Here is a 26,176-nt window from a genome sequence, read left to right as displayed (position 1 = left end):
ATCACATAGATTGAGTCTACGCACTGTCGCTAGATTCGTTAAAATAGCCTGTATTGTCGGGCTATTTTTTTTGGAAATTTCATGTCAGAAATTCAATGTCCTTGTGGACAGGGTGTTTATCGCAACTGTTGCCAACCTCTGCATTTGGGCACAGCATATGCAGAAACCGCAGCGCAATTAATGCGTTCTCGATATAGTGCATTTGCAGTCCATGACATCGACTATATTGTACAGACGACCGCTATGGGACAACAGAGCGCCCTCGATGTTGCTGCTATTCGTGAATGGAGTGAATCTAACCAATGGCTGAAGCTAGAAGTGGTTCAAGCGCAAGAAAAACTGGATAAAACCCATGCACAGGTTGAATTCAAAGCACATTATCATGATGGGCAACAAGCGCAGGTGCATCATGAAGTTTCGCATTTTGTAAAACATGAACAGCGTTGGTATTTCCTTGATCCAACGACAGATTTGAAAATTACCATGAAGCAGCCGTGTATTTGTGGTTCTGGTCGAAAATTTAAACAATGTTGCGCGCAATTTTTATAACATTTGACATAATTTAGCTTAGAATAGCGCGCATCTTAACCCTCAGTGGAAGAAGGGCGATGTTACTGATCATTTATATTATCGCAATTACGGCAGAAGCAATGACGGGTGCATTGTCTGCGGGTCGGCGGAGTATGGACTGGTTTGGGGTCACCTTAATTGCCTGTGTTACTGCACTGGGTGGCGGTTCAGTACGCGACGTACTGCTTGGGCATTATCCACTGACTTGGGTCAAGCATCCTGAATATCTCATTTTGACCTGCATTGCTGCATTTGTGACGATTATTATCGCAAAATGGATGCGTCAATTACGTAACATTTTCTTGGTGCTCGATGCATTAGGTCTGATTGGTTTTACCATTATTGGCTGTCAAATTGCCTTGCAAATGGGGCACGGATTTGTCGTTTCTGCAGTGGCTGGCGTACTGACTGGGGTGTCTGGCGGTATTTTACGTGACATCCTCTGTAATGATGTACCCTTGGTATTCCGCCGTGAATTGTATGCCAGTATTTCTTTTGTTTCAGTGATTTGTTACTGGGTCTGCATTGAGATTGGTTTATCGCTTGAATTGACCGTCATTGCCACTCTTATCTTTGGCTTTACCTTACGTCTGATCGCGATTTACTTTGGCTTAGAAATGCCTAAATTTATTTATAAAGATGATGATCATGATCAGTCCTCATCCTCTAAAGATATCTCATAATTATTGAGTTGTTCCGCAAACGGGGATAGACCCGAAAGACCGACGACATGTACGGTCTTTTTATACTATTTCATTAAAAATAGTACAGAATCATAAATCCTGTTGGGAAAGCAGTATGCACCCTTTCACCAGTTCAGAGATCTTATTATGGACTTAGTCTCACGTATACAGCGCTTACCCATCGGTAAGTTTCATTACACACTCCTTTGGGTTATTGGCCTTGGTTGGATGTTCGATGCCATGGATACAGGGTTAATCTCCTTTATCTTGGCGAAAATGGCTGAAGATTGGGCTATGACCCCGAATGACAAAAGTTGGGTGGTGTCGATTGGTTTTGTCGGCATGGCCATTGGTGCTGTCTTTTCTGGTGGTCTGGCAGATCGCTTTGGTCGTAAAACGGTCTTTGCCACAACATTGGTGATTTATAGCTTAGCAACAGCGGCCTGTGCCTTTGCACCGAACTTAACATGGCTATTGGTGTTTCGCTTTGTGGTGGGCTTAGGTCTGGGTGGGCAATTGCCTGTCGCAGTGACTTTGGTCAGCGAATATATTCCTGCGCATGTACGCGGACGTTTTATCGTCTTGCTGGAAAGCTTTTGGGGTTTAGGTTGGCTGGTTGCGGCATTGGTATCACGCTTTATTATTCCTGATTTTGGTTGGCATGCGGCCTTCTTGATTGGAGGAATTCCTGCACTGTATGCCATCGTGATTTGGAAAATGGTTCCCGAGTCTGTACCGTATTTAATTAACCGTGGTCGCTTTGATGAAGCCCATGCTTTGGTGAAAAAAATTGAAGCCAAATGTGGTGTCGAAGTCGTCGAAATTTTTGAAGTGAAACCTGTTGCTGAAAAGCATAACATCAGTTTTTCTCAGCTTTGGTCAGGTATTTTTGCACGTCGTACCTTAATGCTTTGGCTGATTTGGTTTGGTATCGTATTTTCGTACTACGGCATTTTCACTTGGTTGCCAAGCCTTTTGGTCAAAGAAGGCTATACCATCGTGCAGTCTTTCGAATATGTGCTGGTCATGATTTTGGCTCAATTGCCGGGTTATATTGCTGCGGCATGGTTGGTGGAAAAACTCGGCCGTAAAGCGACATTGGCGGGTTTCATCGGCATGTGTGCGGTATCGGCATATTTCTTCGGTCAGTCCGCTAGTGTTACCGAAATTGTAATTTGGGGCTGCTTCATGTCCTTCTTCAACTTGGGTGCTTGGGGCGTTTTGTATACCTATACCCCAGAACAATATCCTGCCAATATTCGTGCTTTTGGTTCAGGTTGGGCAGGGGCAATTGGGCGTATTGGGGGTATTGCTGCACCGTTTGCAGTGACGCACATGATGGATATGGATCATGGCTTTAGCTATGTCTTTATGATGTTTACGGCTGTTTTAATTGCTGTCGCTGTGGTGATTTTGGTTTTAGGTGAAGAAACCAAAGGCAAAACCCTTGAATCGATTGGTCTATAAGGACTGGTGATTTTTTAGTTGATCATGGCGAATAAAATGGATATTTTTACGCCATAAGACACAATTTGTCGCAGTGTGTGATTTGAGCCCCTTGTATAGGACGCACCTGCGACATAGCATAAGAACTTAAGAAAGAACGAACATATTAGGATTATAGGTTGTTATGACAAGCCTTGCGCATCATGCGACAGAAAACCGTTCCGTAGCAGAATTTACCGAACAAGCGTATCTCAACTATGCCATGTACGTGATTATGGATCGTGCATTACCCCATATCAGTGATGGTCTGAAACCCGTTCAGCGCCGTATTGTCTTTGCAATGAGTGAGCTCGGATTAAAACCAACGGGTAAGCCCAAAAAATCTGCACGTACCGTCGGTGATGTACTGGGTAAGTATCATCCACATGGTGACTCGGCATGTTATGAAGCCATGGTTTTGATGGCACAGCCTTTTAGCTATCGCTACCCATTTATTGAGGGTCAGGGCAACTGGGGTTCACCAGATGATCCGAAATCATTCGCGGCTATGCGTTATACCGAAGCTAAACTGTCTGCTTATAGTGATTTGTTATTGTCAGAGTTGGGCCAAGGCACTTGTGATTGGCAGGATAACTTTGATGGTTCGATGAAAGAGCCGGTTAATCTACCTGCACGTGTACCGAATATCTTACTCAATGGTACAACAGGTATTGCAGTTGGAATGGCAACAGATATTCCGCCGCATAACTTACGTGAAGTGGTCAAAGGCACGATTGCGCTGATTCGTAACCCAAATCTGACCGATGAAAAAGTTGCAGAATATATTCCTGCACCAGACTTACCAACCCGTGCAGAAATTATTACGGCACCTGAAGAATTACTGAAAATTCAAACCACAGGTCGCGGTAGTTATCGTACTCGTGCGGTGTACAGTATTGAGAGAAATGAAATTGTGATTACGGAGTTGCCGTATCAAGTTTCAGGCTCAAAAGTGATTACTCAAATTGCAGATCAAATGCAGGCGAAAAAACTGCCTTTGGTGACCGATTTACGTGATGAATCTGACCATAAAAATCCAACACGGTTGGTGATTGTACTGCGTTCAAATCGTATTGATGCTGAAGCGGTGATGAGCCACTTATTTGCCACTACCGATTTAGAATCTAGCTATCGCGTCAACATGAATATGATTGGTGCAGATGGCCGTCCACAAGTGAAATCGATTCGTCGTATTTTATTGGAATGGATTGAGATTCGTAAGGATACGGTGACACGCCGTTTAACTTATCATCTGAATAAAATTGAAAAACGTCTGCATATCCTTGCAGGTTTGATCATCGCATTTCTAAATATTGATGAAGTCATCCGTATTATTCGTGAAGAAGATCAACCGAAACCTGTGCTGATGGAGCATTTCGGCATTGATGAAATTCAGGCTGAAGCCATTTTAGAACTCAAGTTACGTCATTTGGCTAAACTTGAAGAAATGGAAATGCGCCGTGAACAAGAAGAACTTGAGGCCAAAGCTGCAATTATTCGTGAGCAACTGGCTAACCCTGAATCATTAAAAACATTGATCATCAATGAATTGAAGGAAGATGCGAAAAAGTTTGGCGATGACCGTCGCTCACCTATCGTTAAACGTGCGGAAGCGCATGCGATCAATGAACAAGACATGTTGCCTGCTGACCCTGTTACAGTAGTATTGTCTGAAGCGGGTTGGATTCGTTCTGCCAAAGGTCATGAAGTCGATGTGGAAAAATTGAACTTCCGTGCAGGTGACCAATACTTAAGTCACGCTCAAGGTAAGTCCAACCAACGTGTCTATGTGCTCGATGATTCTGGTCGTAGCTATGGGCTGGGCATTAATACCTTACCATCGGCACGTGGTCTGGGTGAGCCATTGAGCTCTAAACTTTCTCCAGCCAGCGGTGTCGGCTTTAAACAAGTGTTTATTGCAGATGATGATACTGAAATTTTGGCGATGAGCAGCAAAGGCTACGGCTTTAAAACTCAAGCAAAAAATTTAGACACCAATGCCAAAGCTGGTAAGGCGTTCCTCAGTTTGTCTGAGGGTGCAGCGGTGATGAATTTATCTCCAATAGAAAATGCAACACATCTTGCACTGCTCAGTTCAGCAGGTCGCTTATTGCTGATTGAATTGGATGAATTACCGATCCTCAATAAAGGCAAGGGTAATAAATTGATACAACTTGAAGCAAAAGATCAAATTGTATCCATGACAACTGTGAATTTAGATGAAATAATTCAAGTGCTTGCAGGTAATCAACAATTAAAGCTCAAAGGTGATGATCTGCAGAAATATGTGGGCAAACGCGCATCTAAAGGCGTGTTGTTACCACGGGGATATCAAAAAGCAAATAAACTGTTCATTCAAAGATAATACTAGCATCCATGGAACGAAATACGTTATATATGCTTAATTCGTGAAATGGATGCAATATTGAGCACACACAAGTTAAATAAAGACCGCTTAATATTGAAAAAAAACAGTTAGATTTTTTAAGGATTACGACAGGAGAATTGGGCGTTATGGAAAAGATTTGGTTCGCTGAATACCAAAAGACCGGGATTCCAGAAACTGTAGAAATACCCGCTGAAAACACATCATTGGTTGATATTTTTGAGCAGAATTTCCAGAAGTTTGGCTCTCGTGATGCCTTTATCTTTATGGATAAAGTATTAACATTTAAAGAACTTGATGAAGCTAGCCGTAAATTTGCAACGTATTTACAAAGTCTTGGCCTTGCCAAAGGGACACGTGTTGCGGTAATGATGCCGAACGTTCTTCAATATCCTGTTGTAGCACTAGGTGTATTCCGTGCTGGTCTGGTATTGGTGAATGTCAACCCACTTTATACTTCACGCGAACTTGAGCATCAATTAAATGACTCGGGTACAGAAGTGTTAGTGATCATTGAAAACTTTGCATCTGTTTACCAAGCGATTATTGGTAAAACACCTGTGAAACATGTGATCGTGGCATCTGTAGGTGATATGCTTGGTACCTTAAAAGGTACTTTAGTGAACTTTGTATTACGTTCAGTACGTAAACAAATTCCAGCATGGAACATTCCAGGTCATATCCGTTTTAATGCTGCAATGTCGAAAGTCAGTGCAAGCAACTATAAACGTCCAAACTTGACCCTAAGTGATACTGCTGTGTTGCAATACACGGGTGGTACAACGGGTGTATCAAAAGGTGCAGAACTGACTCACCGCAACCTTGTTTCGAACATGTTGCAATGTGATGGTATCTTCCAAAGTAAATTTGGTCAGCAAGATGGTCAGCCAGATGACCGTATCTTCTGTGCGCTACCGCTATATCACATTTTTGCCTTCATGGTATGTGCACTTTACGGTATGTACAAAGGCCAAGCTAACGTATTGATTCCAAACCCGCGTGATCTTCCTGCGGTGATTAAAGAATTACGTAAATACCAACCAACATTCTTCCCAGCAGTGAATACCTTATTCAATGCATTGGTGAATAATGAAGAGTTTAAACAACTCGACCATAGCAAAATGAAAATGGCGATGGGCGGTGGTATGGCCGTACTTCCTTCTACAGCAGAAGCGTGGAAGAAAGTAACGGGTACCAATATTATCGAAGGTTATGGCTTGTCAGAAACTTCTCCGGTTGCGACAGCTAACCCACCAGCATCTATGGAATTCAGCGGCACGATTGGTATTCCTTTGCCGTTAACTGAAGTTGCGATTTTAGATGATGATGGCAATGCAGTTGCACTAGGCGAACAAGGTGAAATCTCGATTCGTGGTCCACAAGTCATGAAAGGCTATTGGAACCGTCCAGATGAAACGGCTAAAGTGATGACAGCTGACGGATTCTTCCGTACAGGTGATATCGGTGTTATGGATTCACGCGGTTATGTGAAAATCGTTGACCGTAAAAAAGACATGATCTTGGTGTCTGGCTTCAATGTTTATCCTTCTGAAATTGAAGAAGTTATTGCGAAACATCCAAAAGTGTTGGAAGTGGCTGCAATTGGTGTGCCAGATGAAAAATCAGGTGAAGTACCAAAACTATTCGTTGTGAAAAAAGATCCATCTTTGACTACTGAAGAAGTATTGGCATTCGCAAAAGAAAACTTAACGGGTTATAAACGTCCGCGTTATGTTGAATTTATGGATGAACTTCCAAAATCGAACGTAGGTAAAATTTTACGTAAAGATTTACGTAAAACGGCTTAAGCAAGCTGCATAAAAAAAGCGCCTTTGGGCGCTTTTTTTATGGCTTTAATTTAAATATCAATCTGTTGATGGACTTAGATTTTAGTTCCGTTACTCATTGACCAACGGTCAAAGTAGCGACGACCTACACCAAATACACCCAAGAAAATAAACATGGCACCAAATTGGCGGCTAAAGCCTGATTGATTGAAGCTTCCATAACTGAGGATATTGTCGATTAAGCAATAAACAGCAATCACAATAACCCAATGCCAAAGTGGCAGTTGTTTAATAGAGACAGCATAGAAGGCCACCCACATGATGACAAAGCTCAGTACGGTTGACCAAATATTGATATTGGCGCAGATGACACAAAGTAAAAAGGCGGTGATGGGAATGACAATTTTTAAGGCACGATCCACCCGAAGCTGATGTTGCTTCTGTTTGGCAAGTACCTCAAACAATTGATCTTGATCAGAACTGCTCATAGGGGAGATCCTTTCATCTGTCGATTCAAAAAACACTATATTTAACAAAATTTATTCACGAAACACCATGCTATTATAGCGACTATAAAAATCTTCCTGAGAAAAAACACATGCAAAGCATCAGTGGGATCATTTATCTCATTTTAGGCGCTTGTTTGTTGCCTTATGTTTTTACCATGATTGCTAAGAAAGCAGCGGGTTTTAAGTCGAGTGACAATCAAAATCCACGTGAAGTTTTAGCGCGTTCGACCGGGCTTGCAAGTCGCGCCAATGCAGTTCAGCAAAATAGTTTTGAAAGTCTGCCACTGTTTATTGCTGCCATATTAATGGCGGAATATATGGTGATTCAGCAATATTTCATTATGACTTTTGGCATTGCTTATCTAGTTCTTCGTGTGATTTACGGCATGTGTTATTTAGCGAATTGGTCAACACTGCGTTCAATTATTTGGTTGCTTTCAATGCTCTGTCCAATTTGCTTATTACTCTTGGTGATTAAAATTAGTTAAGCCAAATGTTGGTGATTGATTAAATTATCAGCAGTAAATGTAAAATCAAAAAAAAATCTGTAAAAACCGTTATAATTATGCCGGTTTAAAAAAGATTTAACTTTGTTTAAAGAGTGATGCTATGAGCTACAGCAATATCCCAGCAGGTAAAGACGCACCTAACGACATCTATGTCATTATTGAAATCCCTGCAAACGCAGCACCAATCAAATACGAAATCGATAAAGATTCTGATGCGTTATTTGTAGACCGTTTCATGGGTACTGCAATGTTCTACCCAGCGAACTATGGTTATGTTCCAAATACATTATCACTTGATGGTGACCCACTTGACGTACTTGTGGTAACTCCACATCCAGTAGAGCCAGGTTCTGTAATTCGTTGCCGCCCAGTGGGTAAATTGAATATGGAAGATGACGGTGGTGTTGATGCGAAACTTATCGCTGTACCACACGACAAATTGACTCCGCTTTACAAAGATGTAAAAGAATACACCGATCTTCCTGAACTTTTGATCAAACAAGTTGAACACTTCTTTGCTCATTACAAAGATCTTGAAGCGGGCAAATGGGTAAAATTAAGCGGTTGGGAAGGTTCTGAAGTTGCAAAACAAGAAGTTCTTAGCTCAATTGCTGCTTATGAAGAAGCGAACAAATAATTTTGTTTTGCTTCAGTCAATGCTTTGAATAAAAGCATTGACGCATAAAAAAACCTGCACATCGTGCAGGTTTTTTTATGTCTATCTCAGATGGACTGCGGAATTAAAATAATTTCACAGGGATGTCTAACCAAATACGCCATTCATTGGTATCACCAATGTAGTTATTTTGGTAGTTATTACTAGCACGGTAGTAAGAATGACGAAGACGTAAGCTCGCATCTTTGGCAAAACCAGATTGAACAGTATATTTCACTTGGTTAAAGAATTCGCGTTCTTCTTCATTGTCGCTAATCATTGTGCCAGCATTATCAGTGGCTTTAATATCCCAACCGTAAACAAATGCTGAAGTCCAAGATAGGCCTGGAACATTTAATGCGCCAAAGTCATAGGTATATTGAAGTTGTACAGACTTTTCATCATTACCAATAAAGTCAGATAGATATGAGTTTGGCATGTAAATAGATTGTTTGCCATCACCAACATTTGTACCTAAGCCATAGTCGTAACCGGTATTACCAAAGTTTTGTTGGTAAGCAACCATGACATTGTGTGGACCACGATTATATGTTGTAGAAAGAGCAGCGATTGAGTTATCGAATGAGTCGTTGCTTTCACCAATTTGAGAATATAAATATTGATTAGCATCTTTATCCCATTTTGTGTGATAAGCGCTTAAATCATAAGTCAACGAGCTTTTATCTGCTAAGCCTTGAGTAAAGTTGGCATTAATATAATGACGATCTAAACGATCTTTAATATCTGTACCATAGTAAGCAAGATTTAATTGATCATTGGCTTTGTATTTTGCACCCCAAACAATTGCGCGCTCTAACTTAGCACCATCAGAATTAATTTGATTTGATAATTGATTTTCAGTGAATTTACCAGCGATTAGGTTAAGATTATTAATCTCATTACTTTCAACTAAAACACCTGTGTAGTATTCAGGTACTAAACGTGCAGTATTACTTGCTAAAACAGGGATGTCGAGAAGTTGTGTACCGTAAGTTGCAGTCGTATTTGAAATACGTGCTTTTACATATGCACCACCTCGAGCCCAATGATCATAAGCAGAGTCGTCATTGTGCGTTGGAATCATATCGTTACCGGTATGGGCATTTTCACCAAGTTTGATTGATGCATCGCCAATAATACCCGCTGCAAAACCAACTGTACCTTTGGTAAAACCTGAATCAAGATTTACGATAGCAGTTTGTGCAAAAGAGCTAGTATCATCTACGCCATTTTTTTTATCACGATGTAAATAACCAGTACGGAACAATACAGAGCCTTCAGCATCTTCCACAAAGCCTTTAGATTCACTTTGTTCGCTCGCAAAAGCAGTTGAAATAAGAGCAGCATTTACGAGTACTGCGAGTGTCAGTTGTTGAGCTTTAAGCATTGGGAGAGAGCCTCATGCAAAGTTTGGTTAATATGTAGTGCGATTGTATATTTTTTCGTAAAAAAAACATCATTTTTAATGCGCTTATTACACTAAAGTTACGGCTATTTCAGATATTGGGTTAGCAGTAGAATAATAATTTTAAGCTATGTTGTTGTTGTATAAGGAATAGTTTATCTATATTGAATATATTTAAATCTAAAGAGATTTTAGTTTGTTACTTATCATAAAAAAATATAAAGATTGGTAAAATCTAGGATTTGATTAAATAGTAAGCATCTGATAAATAAATCAATAATTATTTTATTCAATTTATCAAATTTTTGATTTTAGTTTTAATTCTAAAATGAATTAGGAGTGATTTATTTTTAATCAATATGAATGGCGATGATTTGAATTAATAAACAACATATACATCACGGAAGTATCTTAAAAAGCAGGTATTTAATTCTCAAATTAAATTTCTTTAAATGAAACGTGAATCGTCATGTTTTATGGATTGAGTAATGCGATACTTTGAAGCAAAGATATAAAAATATATTTGATAAATAAAAAGCTTGTTTTTTACTAAACTGTATAAAAAGTTTGTTGTTTTATAAGATTAAAAATCAAAAAAACTTTAAAATTATTCTAAATTAGCTATACACAGATGCAAAAATGATTAAAATCAGCGCTAATTTTTCACGAAGCCAAATCTGATCAAGGTTTCATGCTGGGACACCCTATGAGTCAATTTTATAAAAAAGCGGTTTTACTTGCTTTCGTATCACTTGCAAGTGTTCCTGCATTTGCAGAACAAGCTACAGCTGAAACGGGTGTATGGTCGGGCAGTTTAGGTGTTGTGAATAAATACATTTACCGCGGTGGTGAAGAAAATGATGATCCAAGCCTTCAAGCTGGTTTGGAATATGCCCATCGTAGTGGTGTTTTTGCAGGGTACTGGGGTTCAATGTTGAACTACGACCCGACAGACGAATCACAATCGCATGGCTTTGAACATGACTTCTATGTGGGTTATGGTCGTGAACTCAATGAAGATTGGAGTTATAAATCTCAAGTTATTGCTTATGTCTACCAAGGTGGTGGCTCAGTTTATAATGATGATAGTTCTGAAAAGCGTCGTACAACTGGCGTCGAGTTGTTAAATGACGTGAGCTATAAAGACCTTACTGTGGGCATGGGAGTATTACTTTCCGATGTGAACTATGGCAATGCTGGAGATGTGTACCTCAATGCAGCTTATAGTTACGCACTACCTTATGACCTGTCTCTGAATACATCTGTCGGTGTTTCAATCTATAATGATAGCCGTGATGACAGCTTAGTCACAACCACAGAAGATTTAACCTTTACAGAAGCGCGTTTAGGTTTCAGTAAGCCAATTGCCGATACAGGTTTGGAGTTTTCTGCGGATTATGTCTGGGGTGGTAAAGATCGTGAAGGCGAACGTTTCGATGACAATGTTGTGGTCGGCTTAACGTACTCGTTTTAAAAAAGCATAGACTAAAATACAGCTCTAAACCTTGCTTAATTTTTAAAGTGCATAATGAAAATTGTGCACTTTTTTTATGCACCTTTGGATATTGTGTTGAAAAAACATACTCAAAAAAGTGCATTTTAAAAATTCTGTTACATCTACGGGTTTATCGATTCATAACAATGAACATCAATTTAAAAACGCTACAGCATCGTCATTTGAAAAAAATGAAACAATGATTTTAAAACATAAAAATTAATATTAAACAAATGCTTAAAAGATAAATAATGCGAGATGAATTTTTAAAAAAATAAAAAAATTAATCATTTTTTTAACTTTGGCACAGCGCTTGCAAATACCCACTTGAGTTAAACGAAATAACCAAAAATACGTCGTTGCACGATGTGGGGGAACCAATAATGAAATTTGCATTCAAAGCTTTATCTCTTGCTGTACTAGGATCAGCTTCTACATTAACTTTTGCTGAAGCTCCAGCTTCTGAACATTCGTTCTCAGGAAATATTGGCATTCTTTCTAGCTATAACCTACGCGGGATTACCAATGTGCCAGAAAATAAAGATGCAACAATTCAAGGTGGCTTAGATTACAGCCATGCCTCTGGTTTCTATGCGGGCTACTGGGGTTCAACACTCAATTATGGTGATGATGTTCCGAACGGTTTTGAAAATGATTTCTATGCTGGCTACAACGGTACAATCAACGATGATCTTGGTTATACATTAGGTTTAACCTATTACTATTATTACGATATCGACACGAGCGATGCAAATGGCTTAGAAACTTTAGTCGGCTTAAATTACAAAGACTTTGGCTTAACTGCGCAAACCTTGTTAGAAGATACGCTCTGGGGGAATACCGGTGATACTTACTTCAAAGCATCGTATAGCTATCCTTTACCTCAAGATTTTAGCTTAGACACAGCACTAGGTTTATATGCCTATAAAAAATCAGGTGATTTCATTGAAGGCACAACAGAAAGTTTTGGCTTTCGTCATTTTGATATTGGCTTGAGTAAACCACTGGCAGATACGGGTGTAACTGCAAGCATGAACTATACTTTGGGGGGGTATGACCGTTTTGATGAAAAGCAAAAAAATAAAGTAGTACTGGGTTTAAAATACGAATTCTAAGACAGCATGTTTTGTAAAAAATGGCGACCTTGTGTCGCCATTTTTATATTTAGACTAAATTATGAATTCATATTTGAGCGGTAAGACAAAGCTTCCGAAATATGTTGTGCATTGATTTGTTCACTTTGGGCCAAGTCAGCAATAGTTCGTGCAACACGTAAAACCCGATGGTAGGCACGGGCAGATAAGTTCATGCGTTGTTGAGCCATCTGCATAATATTTTGTGCTGTTGTATCTAAAATCGAATGCTGTTCTAGCTGCGTCGGGGTCAGAGCCATATTGGGTCGCTGCTGTCTTTGCATTTGCTGTTGATACGCAGTAATCACACGTTCACGCACCGTCGTCGAATTTTCAGCGCTTTGGGTGCTTTGTAATTCATGTGCAGCGAGGGGTGGAACATCAATATGCAAATCAATTCGGTCCAGTAAGGGGCCTGAAATACGGTTCTGATATCGCTTAATACTTTCTGCACTGCATTGGCAGCGACTATCTTGATTGAATGCATGGCCACATGGGCAAGGATTCATCGCGGCAATCAACTGAAAGTTTGCAGGGAAGGTAATTTGACGAGAAGCGCGTGAAATCACAATTTCTTTGGACTCGAGAGGTTGTCTAAGCACTTCCAACACTTTTCGGTCGAATTCAGGAAGTTCATCCAAAAATAACACACCCAAATGTGCCAATGTAATTTCACCAGGTTTGGGATTTGAACCCCCACCGACCAATGCAATTGCCGACGCCGTATGGTGCGGTGCACGAAAAGGGCGCTGCCCAAAATGATGCTGCGATCCAGCAATAGAATAAATACTGGCAACTTCTAAATTTTCTTCCATATTGAGTGGTGGCAAAATACTGGCTAATCGAGAGGCCAGTAAGGTTTTACCTGTACCGGGTGGACCACGAAAAAGTAAGGAATGTCCCCCTGCTGCAGCGATCTCTAAAGCACGTCGAGGGCGGAGCTGACCTTTTACGTCGGATAAGTCGAAATGATAGGCATGCCGTATTTGTGAATTTGAAGTGCTATGCACATTGATTGCAACGTTCTGACTCAAATGCTCACAGACTGCTTTTAAATGGTTTGCAGGGAAAACTTTAAAGTCGGGAAGTTGAGCTGCTTCATCGGCATTTTGCAGAGGCAAAATCAAGCGATGTCCCGCTTGTTGACAGGCAATGGCTATACTCAAAATACCACTGACAGGTCGTAAATGACCATCGAGTGCCAATTCACCAATAAATTCTAAGCCAGCACCAGCATGTTCTGGCAATTGACCTGATGCAATGAGAATACCCAGTGCAATGGGTAAATCCAGTCTTGAACCATCTTTGGGGAGGTCTGCTGGAGCAAGATTGATGGTGAGGCGTTTGGTTGGAAATTGAAATCCACTATTGATAATCGCTGAGCGTACACGGTCTTTACTTTCGCGTACGGCTGCTTCAGGCAGGCCAACGATGGTCAGTGAAGGAAGACCTTGACTGACATGAACTTCAACTTCAATTTGGGGTGCGTGTAAGCCGAGCAAGCCCCGCGTATAGATTTTTGCAAAAGACATATTATTGTTCCGTTATGGTGCATTATTTTTAATCGTTATGCGTCTTTTGTTGCACTAAAAAGGTGCTTATTTTTTGTTCTGAATTTTTACTTCGAGTTCTTCAACGTGTTTCAGTAATTCATTTAAACGTAAATTTGCATTATTTAGGGCAGTGCGTTGGCGTTCGATTTCTTCTTTAGAAACAAGATCCATTTTGCTAACGGCTTCGTTGAGTAAGCTGCGAAGGTTATGTTCGACGTCTTTTTTCGGTTGATCGATTTGTTCTAATATCGCTTGTAATAAGGTTTCAATCATTCTATTGACCATCCTCAGTGAATTGGTGGCAGCAGTTTAACATCGCCACATTCATGTCCATAGTGCTTTGATTTAAATATGTGTTTAATCGATCAGGAAAATCGTAATTCTTCTAGTAAAAATGTCTATTTTTCTAAGCATAGGCAAGATTATCCGTATAAAATAGGTTATAAAGAAATCTCATGTCGAGCTGACTATTTTCCCCCGACTATAGTCATATTGGCATGAAAATTGAACATAAAACCTTACAGGTGAAAGAAGCCGAAGGAAAACAAACATGAAGCTCGTAACTGCAATTGTAAAACCTTTTAAATTAGATGATGTGCGTGAAGCACTCTCTGAAAATGGTGTTCAAGGGATCACTGTCACTGAAGTTAAAGGCTTCGGTCGCCAGAAAGGTCACACTGAACTTTATCGTGGTGCTGAATATGTGGTTGATTTCTTACCAAAAGTAAAAATCGAAATCGCAATCAGTGATGAAATGGTTGATACCGTAATTGAATCAATTACCCGTGTTGCAAGCACTGGAAAAATTGGTGATGGGAAAATTTTTGTAAGCAATCTGGAACAAGTCATCCGTATCCGTACTGGTGAAACAGGTGCTGATGCCGTTTAAAAAATTGGCATGAAGTTTGCTGAGTAGCTAATAACTCAGAAAATCAGGTCGGGGGATACGAATGAAAAAAATGCTAATTGCACTCGGCTTGTCCAGTGCACTTTTAGGTGGTTCTGTTGCGTGGGCTGAAGAAACCGCAACAGCACCCTCAGAAGCAATCACTGTAGTTGATACTGCAGCTGAAACCGCAACACTTAATTCTACTGAAGCTGCAGCACCTGCTCCAGCGGAAATAACTACACCAGCAGCTACAGAAGAAGAACCAAAGCTGGACACTGGTGATACGGCATGGATTCTTGTGTCGACAGCACTTGTTTTACTGATGACCATTCCGGGTTTAGCATTATTTTACGGCGGTATGGTGCGTAAGAAAAACGTACTCAGCACGATGGCACATAGCTTTGTCGCTGCAGGTATCGTGAGCTTAACGTGGGTGATTGTCGGTTATAGCTTAGCCTTCGGCGAGGGCAATGCTTTTATTGGTAGTCTCGACAAAGTCATGTTGTCAGGCATTAGTACCGACGCTTTAACAGGCTCTATTCCAGAAATTCTCTTTGTCATTTTCCAAATGACTTTTGCCATCATTACGGTTGCCATTATTAGTGGTTCGGTTGCTGAACGTATGAAATTTGGTGCCTTTGTTGCATTCATTACCATCTGGAGCATCGTGGTCTACGCACCAATTACCCATTGGGTTTGGGGTGGTGGTTGGTTAGGAAGTGATGGTGCTCTAGACTTTGCTGGCGGTACTGTCGTTCACATTAACTCAGGTGTTGCAGGTTTGGTTGCAGCTTACATGTTGGGTAAACGTATGGGACTTGGCCGTGAATCAATGGCACCACACAATCTGACTTTAACGGTGATCGGTGCAAGCTTAGTATGGGTAGGTTGGTTCGGTTTTAACGGTGGTTCAGCACTCGGCGCAAATGGTTCAGCAGGTTATGCATTGGTTGTGACTCAAGTTGCAGCAGCCGCAGCCGCAATTGCATGGTTAATCACTGAAAAAGTGGTGCGTGGTAAAGCGTCTGTATTAGGCGGTGCTTCAGGTGCAGTCGCAGGTCTGGTTGTGATTACTCCAGCAGCAGGTTTTGTGACTGTAGGCGGTGCATTGGCAATGGGCTTAATTGGTGGTGTGGTATGTTTCTGGGGGATTACTGCGCTGAAACGTGCACTTAAAGCTGATGACTCTCTAGATGCATTTGGTCTGCACGGTGTGGGTGGTATTGTAGGTGCCATCCTTACAGCATTCTTTGCAAGCGAATTCATCATGGGCGATGCCGCGCCAAGCAATGTGATGCATCAATTATGGGTACAAGTTGAGGGTGTACTTGCAACAGTTGCTTACTCAGCAGTGTTGACGTTCATTATTCTGAAAGTCATTGATCTTGTGATTGGTATCCGTGTTCAAGCAGATGATGAACGTATGGGCTTAGACTTAAGTCAACACGGCGAACGTATCGAATAATCACTTCAAGCAATAATCAATATATTGTGTAAAACAGCCCGAAAGGGCTGTTTTTTTTCCATATCTAGCGTAAAGCTCTACAAAATTAAAAATATTTGCTACACTCTAAATCCGTTAGGTTTTGTTCAATTTAACCGCTATGCATTGTCCATTTTGCAACGCTGAAGACAGCAAAGTGATTGACTCTCGTCTTGCTGCTGAGGGCTGTCAGATTCGCCGCCGCCGTGAATGTATTAGTTGCGGTGAACGTTTTACCACTTTTGAAAGTTATGAAGTGGTGATGCCTCGTGTCATTAAGTCGGACTCAAAAAGTGAGCCTTTTGATGAAGCTAAACTTCGTCGTTCTTTAATGCATGCATTGCAGAAACGCCCAGTGACGCAAGAGCAGATTGAAACTGTCTTAAGTGATATTCAGCTGCAAATTCGCCGTTTAGGTGAGCGTGACGTTAAGTCTCGTACGATTGGTGAAATTGTCATGCAATCGTTGTTTGCTTTAGATCATGTGGCTTATGTGCGTTTTGCTTCGGTGTATCAAGACTTTCAAGACGTTGAAGCATTCCGTCGTCAAATTGAACAAATGCAGCAACGCGAGCATTAATTTGCATCATCTTCGTTTTTATAAAGAGTTCGTTCATGTCTGAGTCAGATCAAGTGTTTATGCAGCAGCATCAGCAATGGATGCAGCAGGCCATTCAACTTGCCCGTCTTGGACAGTACTCAACTCGGCCAAATCCCAATGTAGGCTGTGTCATTGTTCAAGATGGTCAATTAGTTGGAGAAGGTTATCACCCTAAAGCAGGTCAACCACATGCTGAAGTCTTTGCCATGCGTGCAGCAGGTGAAAACGCACAGGGTGCAACTGCCTATGTGACCTTAGAGCCTTGTGCACATTATGGGCGTACGCCGCCATGTGCCAAAGGTCTGGTCGAGGCAGGTGTCGCTAAAGTAGTGGTGGCTTGTCCCGATCCAAACCCTTTAGTGGCCGGAAAAGGCGTGCAAATCCTGCGAGATGCGGGCATTGAAGTGATCACCGGGATTTGTGAAGAGGAAGCGCATCAACTAAATTTGGGTTTTCTCAAAGCAATGGCAACAGGTATGCCTTATGTTCGTTTAAAAGTTGCTTCAAGTTTAGATGGCCGTACGGCTATGGCTTCAGGTGAATCAAAATGGATTACGGGTGCTGTTGCACGTCAGGATGTTCAACATTGGCGTGCCATTTCAGGTGCAGTCATTACAGGTATTGAAACCGTCTTAGCAGACGACTGTCAGCTGAATGTTCGTCAGCTCGATGCTATAGATATGCAAAGCATCGTTCAGCCGAAGCGCATCGTACTCGATAGGCAAGGGCGATTACCACTCACAGCAAAAATGTTAGAACAACCTAAAACTGTGATGGTCATGGGGCCATATCGTCAGGAACTTGCAGACTTGGGCGTGGTACAATTTGAGATTCAGTCTTTGACGGATCTGTTAAAAACATTAGTCCAACAGCATCAAATTTATGATGTGTTGGTGGAAGCGGGCGCAACCTTATCTACCGCTTTCTTACAAGAACATTTGATCGATGAAATGATCAGTTATGTTGCACCGACGCTTTTGGGTCGGTCAGCTCGTGCAATGTTTAATGCGGAATTTGACCGCATGGCAGAGCAGCTTCGATTTAAGTTGAAAGAAGTCACTCAAATGGGTGATGACATTCGCTTAAGGTTAATCCCTTCTCAAGAGACGCTATGAATTCAGAGTCTACGGTTTATCACAAACGTCGTCACGCGGCTCGTACCACCGACGAATATCTTTTCCATCAATTGGTTCCTTATTTAGGAAACAAGCGACGTCTGTTACATCTGATTTTAGAAGCACTTGAGCAAACGGGAACCTTAAAGCGTGAAGATGGTCGTGCGCCAATTTTTGCAGACTTTTTTGCCGGTTCTGGTGTGGTGTCACGTCTAGCACGTCAAAATGGCTATCGTGTGATTGCCAATGACTGGGAACCGTATAGCCATGCCTTAAACAGTGCGATTCTTTCTTGTGTTGAAGCGCCTGCATTTAAAGAATTAGGTGGCTATCAGAAAGCCATTGATTATTTGAACCGTTTACCCGAAGTCAAAGGTTGGGTGACCCATAACTTGTGTCCACGTAATGACGAGATTTATGATCCGGCACGTGACCGTTTGTTCTTCAAACGTCGTAATGGCATGCGTATTGATGCAATTCGTCAGCAAATTGCCACATGGCAGGCGCAGGGTGCTATTGATGATGTAGAAATGAGTGCCTTGTTGGCTCCATTGCTATATTCAGCCAGTTTTGTCAGTAACACCAGTGGCGTATTTAAAAGCTTTCACCATGGCTGGGGGGGGAAGACCCAAGCAGCGCTAGATCGTATTGGATCATTGCTGTGGTTAACACCGAGTCGCTTTTGTGAAATTGGCGATCCGAAACGTCCAGCGGCAGAAATGTGGTGTGTTGATGCTCAGCATTTGGCCAATCAAATGAGCGGCTTTGAAGTCGATGTGGCTTATCTTGATCCACCGTATAACCAACATGCGTACAGCAGTAATTACCACGTGTTGAATGCTTTAACCTTATGGGATCAGGTCGATTTACCGACTCCAGATACCAAAGGCTTTAAGAGCGGGATTGACCGTGCATGGCGTAAAGAACGTCCTAGTCCTTATAATTCTTCAAAGCATGCTAAAGAAGCTTATGAAAAATTATTAGAAACCATTAATGCACGCTATATTCTGACCAGCTATTCAACCGATGGTAATATCAGCGCGACTGATTTGTTACAAGCCAACCTTAAACGTGGTCGCGTGAGTTTATTGACGCAAGATGTGCCACGTTATCGCGTGAGTAAACAACGTCAGTCTGAGCGTGCACGCGTACTTGAATTTATTGTGATTACCGACACTCATGCCAAATCAGGTCCACCTATTCGTCAGTTGTTAAGCCAACTGCATCATTTTGCAGAATTGGGTGGCGTGGATACTTCAGGCGTCAGCACGCAACTTGATTTGTGGTAAAAATCACAGCCCATTTTGATCAGGGATTGAATATGTTTACAGGCATTATTGAAAGTTTAGGCAAGGTTGAAAGCATTCAAAATATAGGCGGTGATGTTCGCCTGCGAATTCAAACAGACCTTGATATGTCTGATGTACATTTGGGTGATTCAATTGCCACCAATGGTATTTGTCTCACAGTCATTGATTTTGGTCGTAACTGGTATGCTGCCGATGTATCTCGTGAGAGCTTAAATCGAACCACACTTGAGCATTGGAAAGCAGGACAGGCGGTCAATGTAGAAAAGGCCATGTTACCGACCACGCGTTTTGGTGGTCACATTGTCAGTGGTCATGTCGATGCGGTTGGCGAAATTACTGTTGTCCGTTCAGATGCACGTTCTATTTATTTTGAAGTGACTGCACCAAAAGAAATTGCACGCTATTTAGCTGAAAAAGGTTCGGTCACTGTGGATGGTATTAGCCTGACCATCAACCATTTACGGGGCAATATATTAAGTTTAAATTTGATTCCACATACCGCAGACCGAACCAATATTGGGACGTGGAAAACAGGTACAAAAGTCAACTTGGAAGTTGATGTATTGGCGCGTTATATTGAACGCTTACTGCTGGGTGATAAAGCGGCTGAGACCACAGAGCAATCAAAAATTAGCTTAGATTTTCTAGCTGAAAATGGCTTCTTGAAATAAGTTGATACCGAAGAAAACCAAACAGTCTGATTGAAAAATTAGACTGTTTTTTTATTTTTGGTGATAATGCGTCGCGGTATTTGCAAATACGATGAATAATCAGACAGGTGACAATGATTGATTTTTTAATGAATCTGGAACAATGGTTGCCCATTTTATTGGACAACTATGGTGTGTGGATTTATGCAATTTTGTTTTTGGTGATCTTTTCTGAGACGGGTTCGGTCTTCCTGTTTTTCCTTCCGGGTGACAGCTTACTCATCGCCATTGGTGCATTGTGTTCAACCACTAGCGTGATTCATTTGCATACCATGGGCATTATGCTATTTGTCGCATCTGTGTTGGGTTATTTAGTCAATTTCTATACGGGTCGTTTCTTAGGGATTAAATATTTCAATAAACATACCCGATATTTCAAACCTGAGTATTTGGTAAAAACCAATAAATACTTTATGAAGCATGGCGGTAAGACCATTTTAGTAGCACGTTTTGTACCCTTCGTCCGATCTTTTGCACCTTTTGCTGCAGGTTCGTCACGTATGAATTTGGGTATCTTTATGTTTTATAACGTATTGGGTGGATTCATTTGGATTGCAGTTTTATTAGGAATTGGTTTTTTCCTTGGTCATACCGTTTCGGCTGTCGCAGATTTAGTTTAAGTACATTGCAGATAAAAAAGCCCCATTTGGGGCTTTTTTAAGATCTAAAATTTAATGCTTAATAATTTTGACCATGCTGACACTCTCACACAAAGTGCTTGAAGGAGGTTGTTGAATGCTGAACAGCCCTTTTTCAGACTCACGATTTAAATACACAGCAATACTGTGAAAATCAGAATGGCTCAGCCAAAGTGCTTTGGCGCTGATCTCCCATTGTTCACCGGCAGAGAGTGACGATATTTTCTGGGTGATCTGGTGAATGATGTCCATGTTGAATTCCCATCTGGATGCATGATTTTATATTTTCATCAGCTGAAACCGCAGTGAAAGACTGTAGCTAATATTTCAACTGTATGAATATCATGTTGCAGAAAGATGTCATTTTCATGACATCGGGTTCAATACACTGGAATTAAAGTTCGTTATGTTCTGGTACGTGAGCTGAAAAGCTTGAGTTTGCCAAGATATAGTCAATTTCCTCTTTAGCCGCGATTTTGAGTTTTTCACGGAAATCAGCTACCGCAGATTCAATTTGTGTTTCAGCTTCAAGTTCTAAACGCACACGGACACTTTCTAGCTCGGACAGCATTTGTCCTTCATTGACAGAAGAGTGAGCAGACCATCCAACTAAGCCTGTTTCTGGATTTTTATGGTAACGCGCCGCATAGTTTTGCACATCCCGATCAAGATTATGCTGCATCATCGCCAAAGCTTGGGTTTGCGCGGCAAAACGCATTTCTTCATCACGTTTGAGCTGGTCGGCATAGGCTTGTTCAGCCGCACGTTTTTCTTCAAGGGCTTTTTCTAATGCCAATTGCTTACGAATTCGAGCATCTTCAATGAGTTGTGCTTTTAGATCCGCATAAGCTGTTTCAACTTTCTCTAAGGAAACTTGCTGCTGTTTTTGGTCATCAGCCAACCATTGTTGAATATCGGTGCTTGGATTGAGTACATCGCAAACACGACCAAGGTCATCAATAAAGGTCTGACGTACAGCTTCAGGCACATTTAACCAGCGCTGTTTAAAATCGGGACCTACATTTAATGCCATGGTGCATCTCCTTGCTTAAAGTACAGTAGCAATATCGACTTAGAGTTTATATGTTTGAGGTTGCAGGCCCAAACGTCGATATTGTTTATATTTTTCACGGCCAATAATTTTGGCAGCTTCGTTATTTTCAATAATTTCGATAATGTGACTAAAACTTGCATATTGATCAAGTGCCACTTCGTTAAAATTAAACACAATCCAATCAGATTGTTCTGGCAAATGAGCAGAAATACACACAGTTGCATCGTTTTGATCGATTCCATGTGGAATGAAACCTGTGGCATCAAAGCTCCACAGGCGTTCATCCAATTGTTGCTGCAAGTTTAGGTCAGCACAGTAGAGCCAAATACGCTCAGGCTGACGCAGAATCTTACGGCATAAACGACAAGCACTTTCGACTTGTCGTTCTGGACTTTTTTCAAATAAATAAAAGCTTACTTTAGCCATTCGCTTGAGCACGATTCACCAAGAATTGCATTAATAATGGTACTGGACGACCCGTTGCACCTTTGTTCGCACCCGAGTTCCATGCTGTACCCGCAATGTCTAAGTGCGCCCAACGGTAGTCGCGAGTAAAGCGTTGTAAGAAGCACGCCGCAGTGACTGAACCCGCTTTCGGACCGCCAATATTGGCAATATCGGCAAATGGTGAGTCGAGTTGTTCTTGGTAGTCATCGATGACTGGCATGCGCCATACGCGGTCAAAACTGTTTTGCCCTGCTGCACTAAGCTCTGCTGCCAACTCATCATCTGGAGTAAACATACCCGTCAAGACTGAACCCAGTGCGACAACACATGCACCAGTTAAAGTTGCAATATCAATCACGAGGGCAGGGTTGAAGCGTTTCACATAAGTTAATGTGTCACACAGTACCAAACGACCTTCGGCATCGGTATTTAAAATTTCAACGGTTTGACCACTCATGGTGGTTACGATGTCACCCGGACGTGTTGCATGACCTGAAGGCATATTTTCCGCAGCTGCAATCGCACCAACCACATGAATCGGTAATTTTGACTCACATAATGCGCGGATTGTTCCCAAAACGGATGCTGAACCACACATGTCGTATTTCATTTCATCCATGCCAGCGCCTGGTTTGAGTGAAATACCACCCGTATCAAAAGTCACGCCTTTACCCACCAAGACCACAGGAGCTTCTTCACGGTTGGATAAATATTCAATCGTAATAATACGGCCTGGGCGGTCTGAACCTTTGCTGACTGCAAGGAATGCACCCATACCGAGGTCAGCCATTTGCTGTTCATCGAGTACAGTGACTTTGAGTTGATCTGGAAATTCTGCAGCCAATGCCAGTGCTTGGTCAGCAAGATATTCAGGGAAGCAAATGTTACCTGGGCGGTTACCTAAGTCACGCGTGAAGCTCTGACCTGATTGTACTGCGCTAATGAGCTCAAGTTGTGCAGAGCTTAGTGTGGTTTCAGTTGCAATTAAATTCACTTGCGCTAAAACAAATTCGTTTTTCTTTGACTTGTATTCATCAAAAGCATATGCCGCTTGAGTCAAGCTTAGTGCAAACAGGTAATGCTGTTCTTGCGGCAGTGCAGAGATGTCGATACTGATTTGTTGGAATTTTTTTTGTGACGCTTTAATAATGCTTTGTGCGATTTTTGCAAATTTATTCACTTGCAATTCAGCTACTTTGCCTAGACCTAAAAGTGCACTATTGCGACAAGCGGCAACAGTACCCACTAATGGTAGGTTTTCATTTAAGCTTGCTTTAAATTGAGTCGCTTCGATGTAGTTGTCTAAATCATTGATTTGATAAGATGTCGCTGCATTTTGAACGTGCTCAGAATCTACTAATATCAACAAATATTGGCTGGACGCATTCGCAGAGAATGACGTATTAATAGAAAGTTTCATGTGCGGTATTCATGCCTTTTTAAATTTATAAACCATTAAACCATTGAAACATTTATCTGAATAGAGTTTCAATGAACAACTAGAGTATAGGTTTTATATTTTTAACATTCGGGTAAACTAACGCTAGTTTTTATTTGCCCTATTTTTGGAAGAATTAATTTGATTATTCGGCGTTATCTGGTCAAGCAAGTGGTGTCGACATCACTGGTTGTGATTGCCTTATTGACCTTGATCATGATGGGCGGTCGTTTGATCAAGTACTTTGGTGTTGCAGCGCAAGGTCGATTAGATGCGAGTATTTTATTCAGCATTATTGGCTATCGTTTGCCTGAATTTTTAACCTTAATTCTTCCGCTCGGTTTCTTCATTGGTTTAATGTTGGTTTTTGGTCGTCTGTATGTTGACCATGAAATGGCAGTATTAAATGGCAGTGGTGTGAGCCGTAACCAGCTGTCCCGTCTACTCATTCCAATGACCGTGGTTTTCATGGCAGTGCAAGCATTTTTAATGCTTTGGGCGTCGCCTTGGGGGATCCGCCAGTTTGAAGCATTGACCACGACACAAGCGGTGCGCACAGGCTTTGATTTGGTTCGGCCCAAAGAGTTTATTTCCTCTGGACCCTACACCATTTATGCTGGTGATCTATCGGAAGACCGTAAAAATTTAAAAGATATATTTTTCTATCAGCGAGCTGAAAAAGAGGGTAAACCCGATGTCATTATTTTAGCCAAAGAAGCGACACGCATTGAAGTGCCAAATGACAATGCCAATGTGGTCGATTTGGTTGAAGGCCGTCGATATGAAATTTATCCCGGGCAGCCACGCTATAGCCAAGCAGAATTCCAAAGTTATCGTTTACGTCTAGAAAGCGATAAAGAAGCCAAATTTGAAAGTACCGATGTTGAAGCATTACCAACATCAAAACTTTGGGATAATCGAAATGATCCCGTGGTGTCCAGCGAATTGGGTTGGCGTATTTTTGTGCCATTTGCCATTTTAGTAGCGCTTTTATTGGCAACGGCGTTGTCTGAAGTGAGTCCACGTCAAGGTCGTTATTTGAAGCTTTTCCCTGCCTTATTGATTTTTGCTAGCTTAATTGTGGCATTAATGGCAATCAAAACGCGGATCAGTAAAGACGAAATGGGTATCGGTGCTTATCCATTGGTGTTGGCAGTATATGGTATTGCTGCTGCACTATTTTCACGTAAACAAAAATTGGCACCAAAGATTAAGAAACAAATTCAGCGAGTGAGGTCTTAACAATGTTGGCACGTCGTATAGTTGCGAAACATGTGACCAAGACTACAGCTCTCGCCATGTTGGGCGCGACAGCCGTATTGGCAGGTTTGCAGGTCTTGTTCACTTATTTAGGTGAACTAGGCTCGCTGAAAGAAGGTTATAACGCGTGGAATGCATTGCAATATGTATTGTGGAGTGCGCCCAATTATCTTTATGAAATTTTACCTATTTCTGCACTGATTGGTTCTGTATTGGGTCTGGGTACATTGGCATCTAACAGTGAATTAATTGTGATGCGCTCTGTTGGCATTAGCTTATGGCGTATTGTGGGTTGGGTGATCCGTTCAGCCTTAATTTTAGTGGTGCTATCGTTTGCCTTAAGTGAATGGGTGATTCCATACACCAACGAGCAAGCAAAAAGCATTAAGAGCCATCGTACTGCAGCTGAATTGGGCGAAGTAAAAGGCTATTGGTCTCGTGAAGGCCAGCGCTTTATCTATATTGATTATGCAAACTCAAAAGGTCAGATCAAAGATGTTCAAGTGGTCGATTTCGATGATCAGTATCGTTTACGTGGCACTTTAAATGCAGAGCAGGGCAACTTTGTAAAAGATGGTGCTTGGACACTGAATAACTCAACCCAAATTGATTTAGTCAGTACGGGTGATGCAGTCAAAAAGCAAAGTACTGAGCAGCCTTTAGCTTTGGCCTTACAGCCAAAATATGTGCATATGGTCACGATTGACCCAGAAGATCTTTCTCCAAGTCAATTGGTGAGTTTTATGAGCTATATGCATGAATATAGCCAAGTCCCGAAAACCTATCAGTTGGCATTTTGGCAAAAATTAGGTTCGCCATTTGCTTTAATCGCACTGGTGGTGATTGCGTGTTCCTTTATTTTTGGACCACTACGTCAACAGTCCATGGGTTTCCGTTTGGTGATTGCCTTATTTGCAGGACTGGGCTTTTATTATTTACAAGATTTTCTCGGCTATGCAAGTTTGGTGTATGCACCATCGCCTGCGTGGTTTGTCTTTATTCCGATTGTTCTCATGTTTGCCGCAGGGGGTTACTTGCTGCATCGTGCCCGCTAAATCGGT

At 41.5% G+C, this 26,176-nt stretch carries 26 protein-coding genes; 18 read left to right on the top strand and 8 right to left on the bottom strand.

Annotated features, from left to right (window positions below):
* Positions 1-81: 81 nt before the first annotated feature.
* From B9T33_RS15750 to B9T33_RS15730, 5 genes are all read left to right on the top strand, one after another.
* Entirely contained in the window at positions 82-549 is a 468-nt protein-coding gene (locus B9T33_RS15750; RefSeq protein ID WP_086179836.1) for a YchJ family protein, read from the top strand.
* A gap of 59 nt (positions 550-608) precedes the next feature.
* Positions 609-1,253: a trimeric intracellular cation channel family protein gene (locus tag B9T33_RS15745; RefSeq protein ID WP_086179835.1), complete on the top strand. Its 645-nt coding sequence runs from the start codon at positions 609-611 to the stop codon at positions 1,251-1,253.
* 147 nt (positions 1,254-1,400) lie between these two features.
* Positions 1,401-2,720: an MFS transporter gene (locus tag B9T33_RS15740; RefSeq protein WP_086179834.1), complete on the top strand. Its 1,320-nt coding sequence runs from the start codon at positions 1,401-1,403 to the stop codon at positions 2,718-2,720.
* Between the two features lie 163 nt (positions 2,721-2,883).
* Entirely contained in the window at positions 2,884-5,103 is a 2,220-nt protein-coding gene (gene parC / locus B9T33_RS15735) for a DNA topoisomerase IV subunit A (RefSeq protein WP_086179833.1), read from the top strand.
* Between the two features lie 149 nt (positions 5,104-5,252).
* Complete coding sequence (locus tag B9T33_RS15730; protein WP_086179832.1) at positions 5,253-6,932, top strand: long-chain-fatty-acid--CoA ligase; 1,680 nt, start codon at positions 5,253-5,255, stop codon at positions 6,930-6,932.
* 74 nt (positions 6,933-7,006) lie between these two features.
* Here B9T33_RS15730 and B9T33_RS15725 read toward each other — a convergent pair whose 3' ends face one another.
* Positions 7,007-7,399, bottom strand: a complete 393-nt coding sequence (locus tag B9T33_RS15725) for a hypothetical protein (RefSeq protein WP_086179831.1) — start codon at positions 7,397-7,399, stop codon at positions 7,007-7,009.
* A gap of 110 nt (positions 7,400-7,509) precedes the next feature.
* Here B9T33_RS15725 and B9T33_RS15720 point away from each other — a divergent pair, with 110 nt between their 5' ends.
* Together B9T33_RS15720 and ppa are read left to right on the top strand one after the other, a co-directional pair.
* Complete coding sequence (locus B9T33_RS15720; RefSeq protein WP_086179830.1) at positions 7,510-7,908, top strand: MAPEG family protein; 399 nt, start codon at positions 7,510-7,512, stop codon at positions 7,906-7,908.
* Positions 7,909-8,029: 121 nt separating this feature from the next.
* Positions 8,030-8,566: an inorganic diphosphatase gene (gene ppa, locus B9T33_RS15715; RefSeq protein ID WP_086179829.1), complete on the top strand. Its 537-nt coding sequence runs from the start codon at positions 8,030-8,032 to the stop codon at positions 8,564-8,566.
* Between the two features lie 103 nt (positions 8,567-8,669).
* Here ppa and B9T33_RS15710 read toward each other — a convergent pair whose 3' ends face one another.
* Positions 8,670-9,971, bottom strand: coding sequence for an OprD family outer membrane porin (locus tag B9T33_RS15710; RefSeq protein ID WP_086179828.1), 1,302 nt, complete (start codon positions 9,969-9,971; stop codon positions 8,670-8,672).
* Between the two features lie 724 nt (positions 9,972-10,695).
* Here B9T33_RS15710 and B9T33_RS15705 point away from each other — a divergent pair.
* Positions 10,696-11,463 (top strand): TorF family putative porin, encoded by a 768-nt coding sequence (locus B9T33_RS15705; RefSeq protein ID WP_086179827.1) that lies wholly within the window; start codon positions 10,696-10,698, stop codon positions 11,461-11,463.
* A gap of 404 nt (positions 11,464-11,867) precedes the next feature.
* The gene (locus B9T33_RS15700) at positions 11,868-12,599 is read left to right on the top strand and encodes a TorF family putative porin (protein WP_086179826.1); all 732 of its coding nucleotides are present in this window, start codon (positions 11,868-11,870) and stop codon (positions 12,597-12,599) included.
* Between the two features lie 59 nt (positions 12,600-12,658).
* Here the strand turns inward: B9T33_RS15700 and B9T33_RS15695 are convergent, their stop codons facing one another.
* Positions 12,659-14,149 carry a YifB family Mg chelatase-like AAA ATPase gene (locus B9T33_RS15695; protein WP_086179825.1) on the bottom strand — a complete coding sequence of 497 codons (1,491 nt, stop codon included), beginning with the start codon at positions 14,147-14,149 and terminating at the stop codon, positions 12,659-12,661.
* A 66-nt stretch (positions 14,150-14,215) separates the two neighbouring features.
* Positions 14,216-14,443, bottom strand: a complete 228-nt coding sequence (locus B9T33_RS15690) for an accessory factor UbiK family protein (protein WP_086179824.1) — start codon at positions 14,441-14,443, stop codon at positions 14,216-14,218.
* 277 nt (positions 14,444-14,720) lie between these two features.
* Here B9T33_RS15690 and glnK point away from each other — a divergent pair, with 277 nt between their 5' ends.
* The 7 genes from glnK to B9T33_RS15655 all read left to right on the top strand — a co-directional run bounded on the left by glnK (position 14,721) and on the right by B9T33_RS15655 (position 20,898).
* Positions 14,721-15,059 (top strand): P-II family nitrogen regulator, encoded by a 339-nt coding sequence (gene glnK / locus B9T33_RS15685; RefSeq protein WP_067763174.1) that lies wholly within the window; start codon positions 14,721-14,723, stop codon positions 15,057-15,059.
* A gap of 61 nt (positions 15,060-15,120) precedes the next feature.
* The gene (locus B9T33_RS15680) at positions 15,121-16,524 is read left to right on the top strand and encodes an ammonium transporter (protein ID WP_086179823.1); all 1,404 of its coding nucleotides are present in this window, start codon (positions 15,121-15,123) and stop codon (positions 16,522-16,524) included.
* Positions 16,525-16,663: 139 nt separating this feature from the next.
* Entirely contained in the window at positions 16,664-17,122 is a 459-nt protein-coding gene (nrdR, locus tag B9T33_RS15675) for a transcriptional regulator NrdR (RefSeq protein WP_067763170.1), read from the top strand.
* Between the two features lie 59 nt (positions 17,123-17,181).
* Complete coding sequence (gene ribD / locus B9T33_RS15670) at positions 17,182-18,258, top strand: bifunctional diaminohydroxyphosphoribosylaminopyrimidine deaminase/5-amino-6-(5-phosphoribosylamino)uracil reductase RibD (RefSeq protein WP_416202605.1); 1,077 nt, start codon at positions 17,182-17,184, stop codon at positions 18,256-18,258.
* Positions 18,255-19,547, top strand: coding sequence for a DNA adenine methylase (locus tag B9T33_RS15665; protein ID WP_086179821.1), 1,293 nt, complete (start codon positions 18,255-18,257; stop codon positions 19,545-19,547). The genes ribD and B9T33_RS15665 overlap by 4 nt, the downstream gene beginning before the upstream one ends.
* Positions 19,548-19,579: 32 nt before the next feature.
* A complete protein-coding gene (locus tag B9T33_RS15660) occupies positions 19,580-20,239 on the top strand; it encodes a riboflavin synthase (RefSeq protein WP_086179820.1) in 660 nt (219 codons plus the stop codon).
* Positions 20,240-20,352: 113 nt separating this feature from the next.
* A complete protein-coding gene (locus B9T33_RS15655) occupies positions 20,353-20,898 on the top strand; it encodes a VTT domain-containing protein (RefSeq protein ID WP_086179819.1) in 546 nt (181 codons plus the stop codon).
* A gap of 51 nt (positions 20,899-20,949) precedes the next feature.
* Here the strand turns inward: B9T33_RS15655 and B9T33_RS15650 are convergent, their stop codons facing one another.
* From B9T33_RS15650 to B9T33_RS15635, 4 genes are all read right to left on the bottom strand, one after another.
* Positions 20,950-21,168 carry a hypothetical protein gene (locus B9T33_RS15650; RefSeq protein ID WP_086179818.1) on the bottom strand — a complete coding sequence of 73 codons (219 nt, stop codon included), beginning with the start codon at positions 21,166-21,168 and terminating at the stop codon, positions 20,950-20,952.
* A 142-nt stretch (positions 21,169-21,310) separates the two neighbouring features.
* Complete coding sequence (locus tag B9T33_RS15645) at positions 21,311-21,949, bottom strand: hypothetical protein (protein ID WP_086179817.1); 639 nt, start codon at positions 21,947-21,949, stop codon at positions 21,311-21,313.
* Between the two features lie 39 nt (positions 21,950-21,988).
* Entirely contained in the window at positions 21,989-22,396 is a 408-nt protein-coding gene (locus tag B9T33_RS15640; protein WP_086179816.1) for a DNA polymerase III subunit chi, read from the bottom strand.
* Complete coding sequence (locus B9T33_RS15635) at positions 22,389-23,837, bottom strand: leucyl aminopeptidase (RefSeq protein WP_086179815.1); 1,449 nt, start codon at positions 23,835-23,837, stop codon at positions 22,389-22,391. Before B9T33_RS15635 ends, B9T33_RS15640 begins: the two co-directional genes overlap by 8 nt.
* A 159-nt stretch (positions 23,838-23,996) precedes the next feature.
* Between B9T33_RS15635 and lptF the strand changes: the two genes are divergently transcribed.
* Positions 23,997-25,097: an LPS export ABC transporter permease LptF gene (gene lptF, locus B9T33_RS15630; RefSeq protein WP_086179814.1), complete on the top strand. Its 1,101-nt coding sequence runs from the start codon at positions 23,997-23,999 to the stop codon at positions 25,095-25,097.
* A gap of 2 nt (positions 25,098-25,099) precedes the next feature.
* A complete protein-coding gene (lptG, locus tag B9T33_RS15625; RefSeq protein WP_086179813.1) occupies positions 25,100-26,170 on the top strand; it encodes an LPS export ABC transporter permease LptG in 1,071 nt (356 codons plus the stop codon).
* Positions 26,171-26,176 lie beyond the last annotated feature (6 nt).

Origin of the sequence: Acinetobacter sp. ANC 5054 (genome assembly GCF_002135295.1) — a bacterium.
Lineage (GTDB): Bacteria > Pseudomonadota > Gammaproteobacteria > Pseudomonadales > Moraxellaceae > Acinetobacter.
Note: the sequence above shows the minus strand (reverse complement) of the source record. Positions and strands in the feature narration are given on the sequence as shown.

Coding starts and splice junctions, on each gene's coding strand:
- ribD (WP_416202605.1), top strand. CDS start 17,182: ATGCAGCAGCATCAGCAATGGATGCAGCAGGCCATTCAACTTGCCCGT.
- B9T33_RS15730 (WP_086179832.1), top strand. CDS start 5,253: ATGGAAAAGATTTGGTTCGCTGAATACCAAAAGACCGGGATTCCAGAA.
- B9T33_RS15650 (WP_086179818.1), bottom strand. CDS start 21,168: ATGGACATCATTCACCAGATCACCCAGAAAATATCGTCACTCTCTGCC.
- B9T33_RS15655 (WP_086179819.1), top strand. CDS start 20,353: ATGATTGATTTTTTAATGAATCTGGAACAATGGTTGCCCATTTTATTG.
- B9T33_RS15635 (WP_086179815.1), bottom strand. CDS start 23,837: ATGAAACTTTCTATTAATACGTCATTCTCTGCGAATGCGTCCAGCCAA.
- B9T33_RS15665 (WP_086179821.1), top strand. CDS start 18,255: ATGAATTCAGAGTCTACGGTTTATCACAAACGTCGTCACGCGGCTCGT.
- B9T33_RS15725 (WP_086179831.1), bottom strand. CDS start 7,399: ATGAGCAGTTCTGATCAAGATCAATTGTTTGAGGTACTTGCCAAACAG.
- B9T33_RS15640 (WP_086179816.1), bottom strand. CDS start 22,396: ATGGCTAAAGTAAGCTTTTATTTATTTGAAAAAAGTCCAGAACGACAA.
- B9T33_RS15700 (WP_086179826.1), top strand. CDS start 11,868: ATGAAATTTGCATTCAAAGCTTTATCTCTTGCTGTACTAGGATCAGCT.
- B9T33_RS15710 (WP_086179828.1), bottom strand. CDS start 9,971: ATGCTTAAAGCTCAACAACTGACACTCGCAGTACTCGTAAATGCTGCT.
- B9T33_RS15690 (WP_086179824.1), bottom strand. CDS start 14,443: ATGATTGAAACCTTATTACAAGCGATATTAGAACAAATCGATCAACCG.
- nrdR (WP_067763170.1), top strand. CDS start 16,664: ATGCATTGTCCATTTTGCAACGCTGAAGACAGCAAAGTGATTGACTCT.
- ppa (WP_086179829.1), top strand. CDS start 8,030: ATGAGCTACAGCAATATCCCAGCAGGTAAAGACGCACCTAACGACATC.
- B9T33_RS15750 (WP_086179836.1), top strand. CDS start 82: ATGTCAGAAATTCAATGTCCTTGTGGACAGGGTGTTTATCGCAACTGT.
- B9T33_RS15680 (WP_086179823.1), top strand. CDS start 15,121: ATGAAAAAAATGCTAATTGCACTCGGCTTGTCCAGTGCACTTTTAGGT.
- B9T33_RS15720 (WP_086179830.1), top strand. CDS start 7,510: ATGCAAAGCATCAGTGGGATCATTTATCTCATTTTAGGCGCTTGTTTG.
- B9T33_RS15740 (WP_086179834.1), top strand. CDS start 1,401: ATGGACTTAGTCTCACGTATACAGCGCTTACCCATCGGTAAGTTTCAT.
- glnK (WP_067763174.1), top strand. CDS start 14,721: ATGAAGCTCGTAACTGCAATTGTAAAACCTTTTAAATTAGATGATGTG.
- parC (WP_086179833.1), top strand. CDS start 2,884: ATGACAAGCCTTGCGCATCATGCGACAGAAAACCGTTCCGTAGCAGAA.
- B9T33_RS15745 (WP_086179835.1), top strand. CDS start 609: ATGTTACTGATCATTTATATTATCGCAATTACGGCAGAAGCAATGACG.
- B9T33_RS15660 (WP_086179820.1), top strand. CDS start 19,580: ATGTTTACAGGCATTATTGAAAGTTTAGGCAAGGTTGAAAGCATTCAA.
- B9T33_RS15645 (WP_086179817.1), bottom strand. CDS start 21,949: ATGGCATTAAATGTAGGTCCCGATTTTAAACAGCGCTGGTTAAATGTG.
- lptG (WP_086179813.1), top strand. CDS start 25,100: ATGTTGGCACGTCGTATAGTTGCGAAACATGTGACCAAGACTACAGCT.
- B9T33_RS15695 (WP_086179825.1), bottom strand. CDS start 14,149: ATGTCTTTTGCAAAAATCTATACGCGGGGCTTGCTCGGCTTACACGCA.
- B9T33_RS15705 (WP_086179827.1), top strand. CDS start 10,696: ATGAGTCAATTTTATAAAAAAGCGGTTTTACTTGCTTTCGTATCACTT.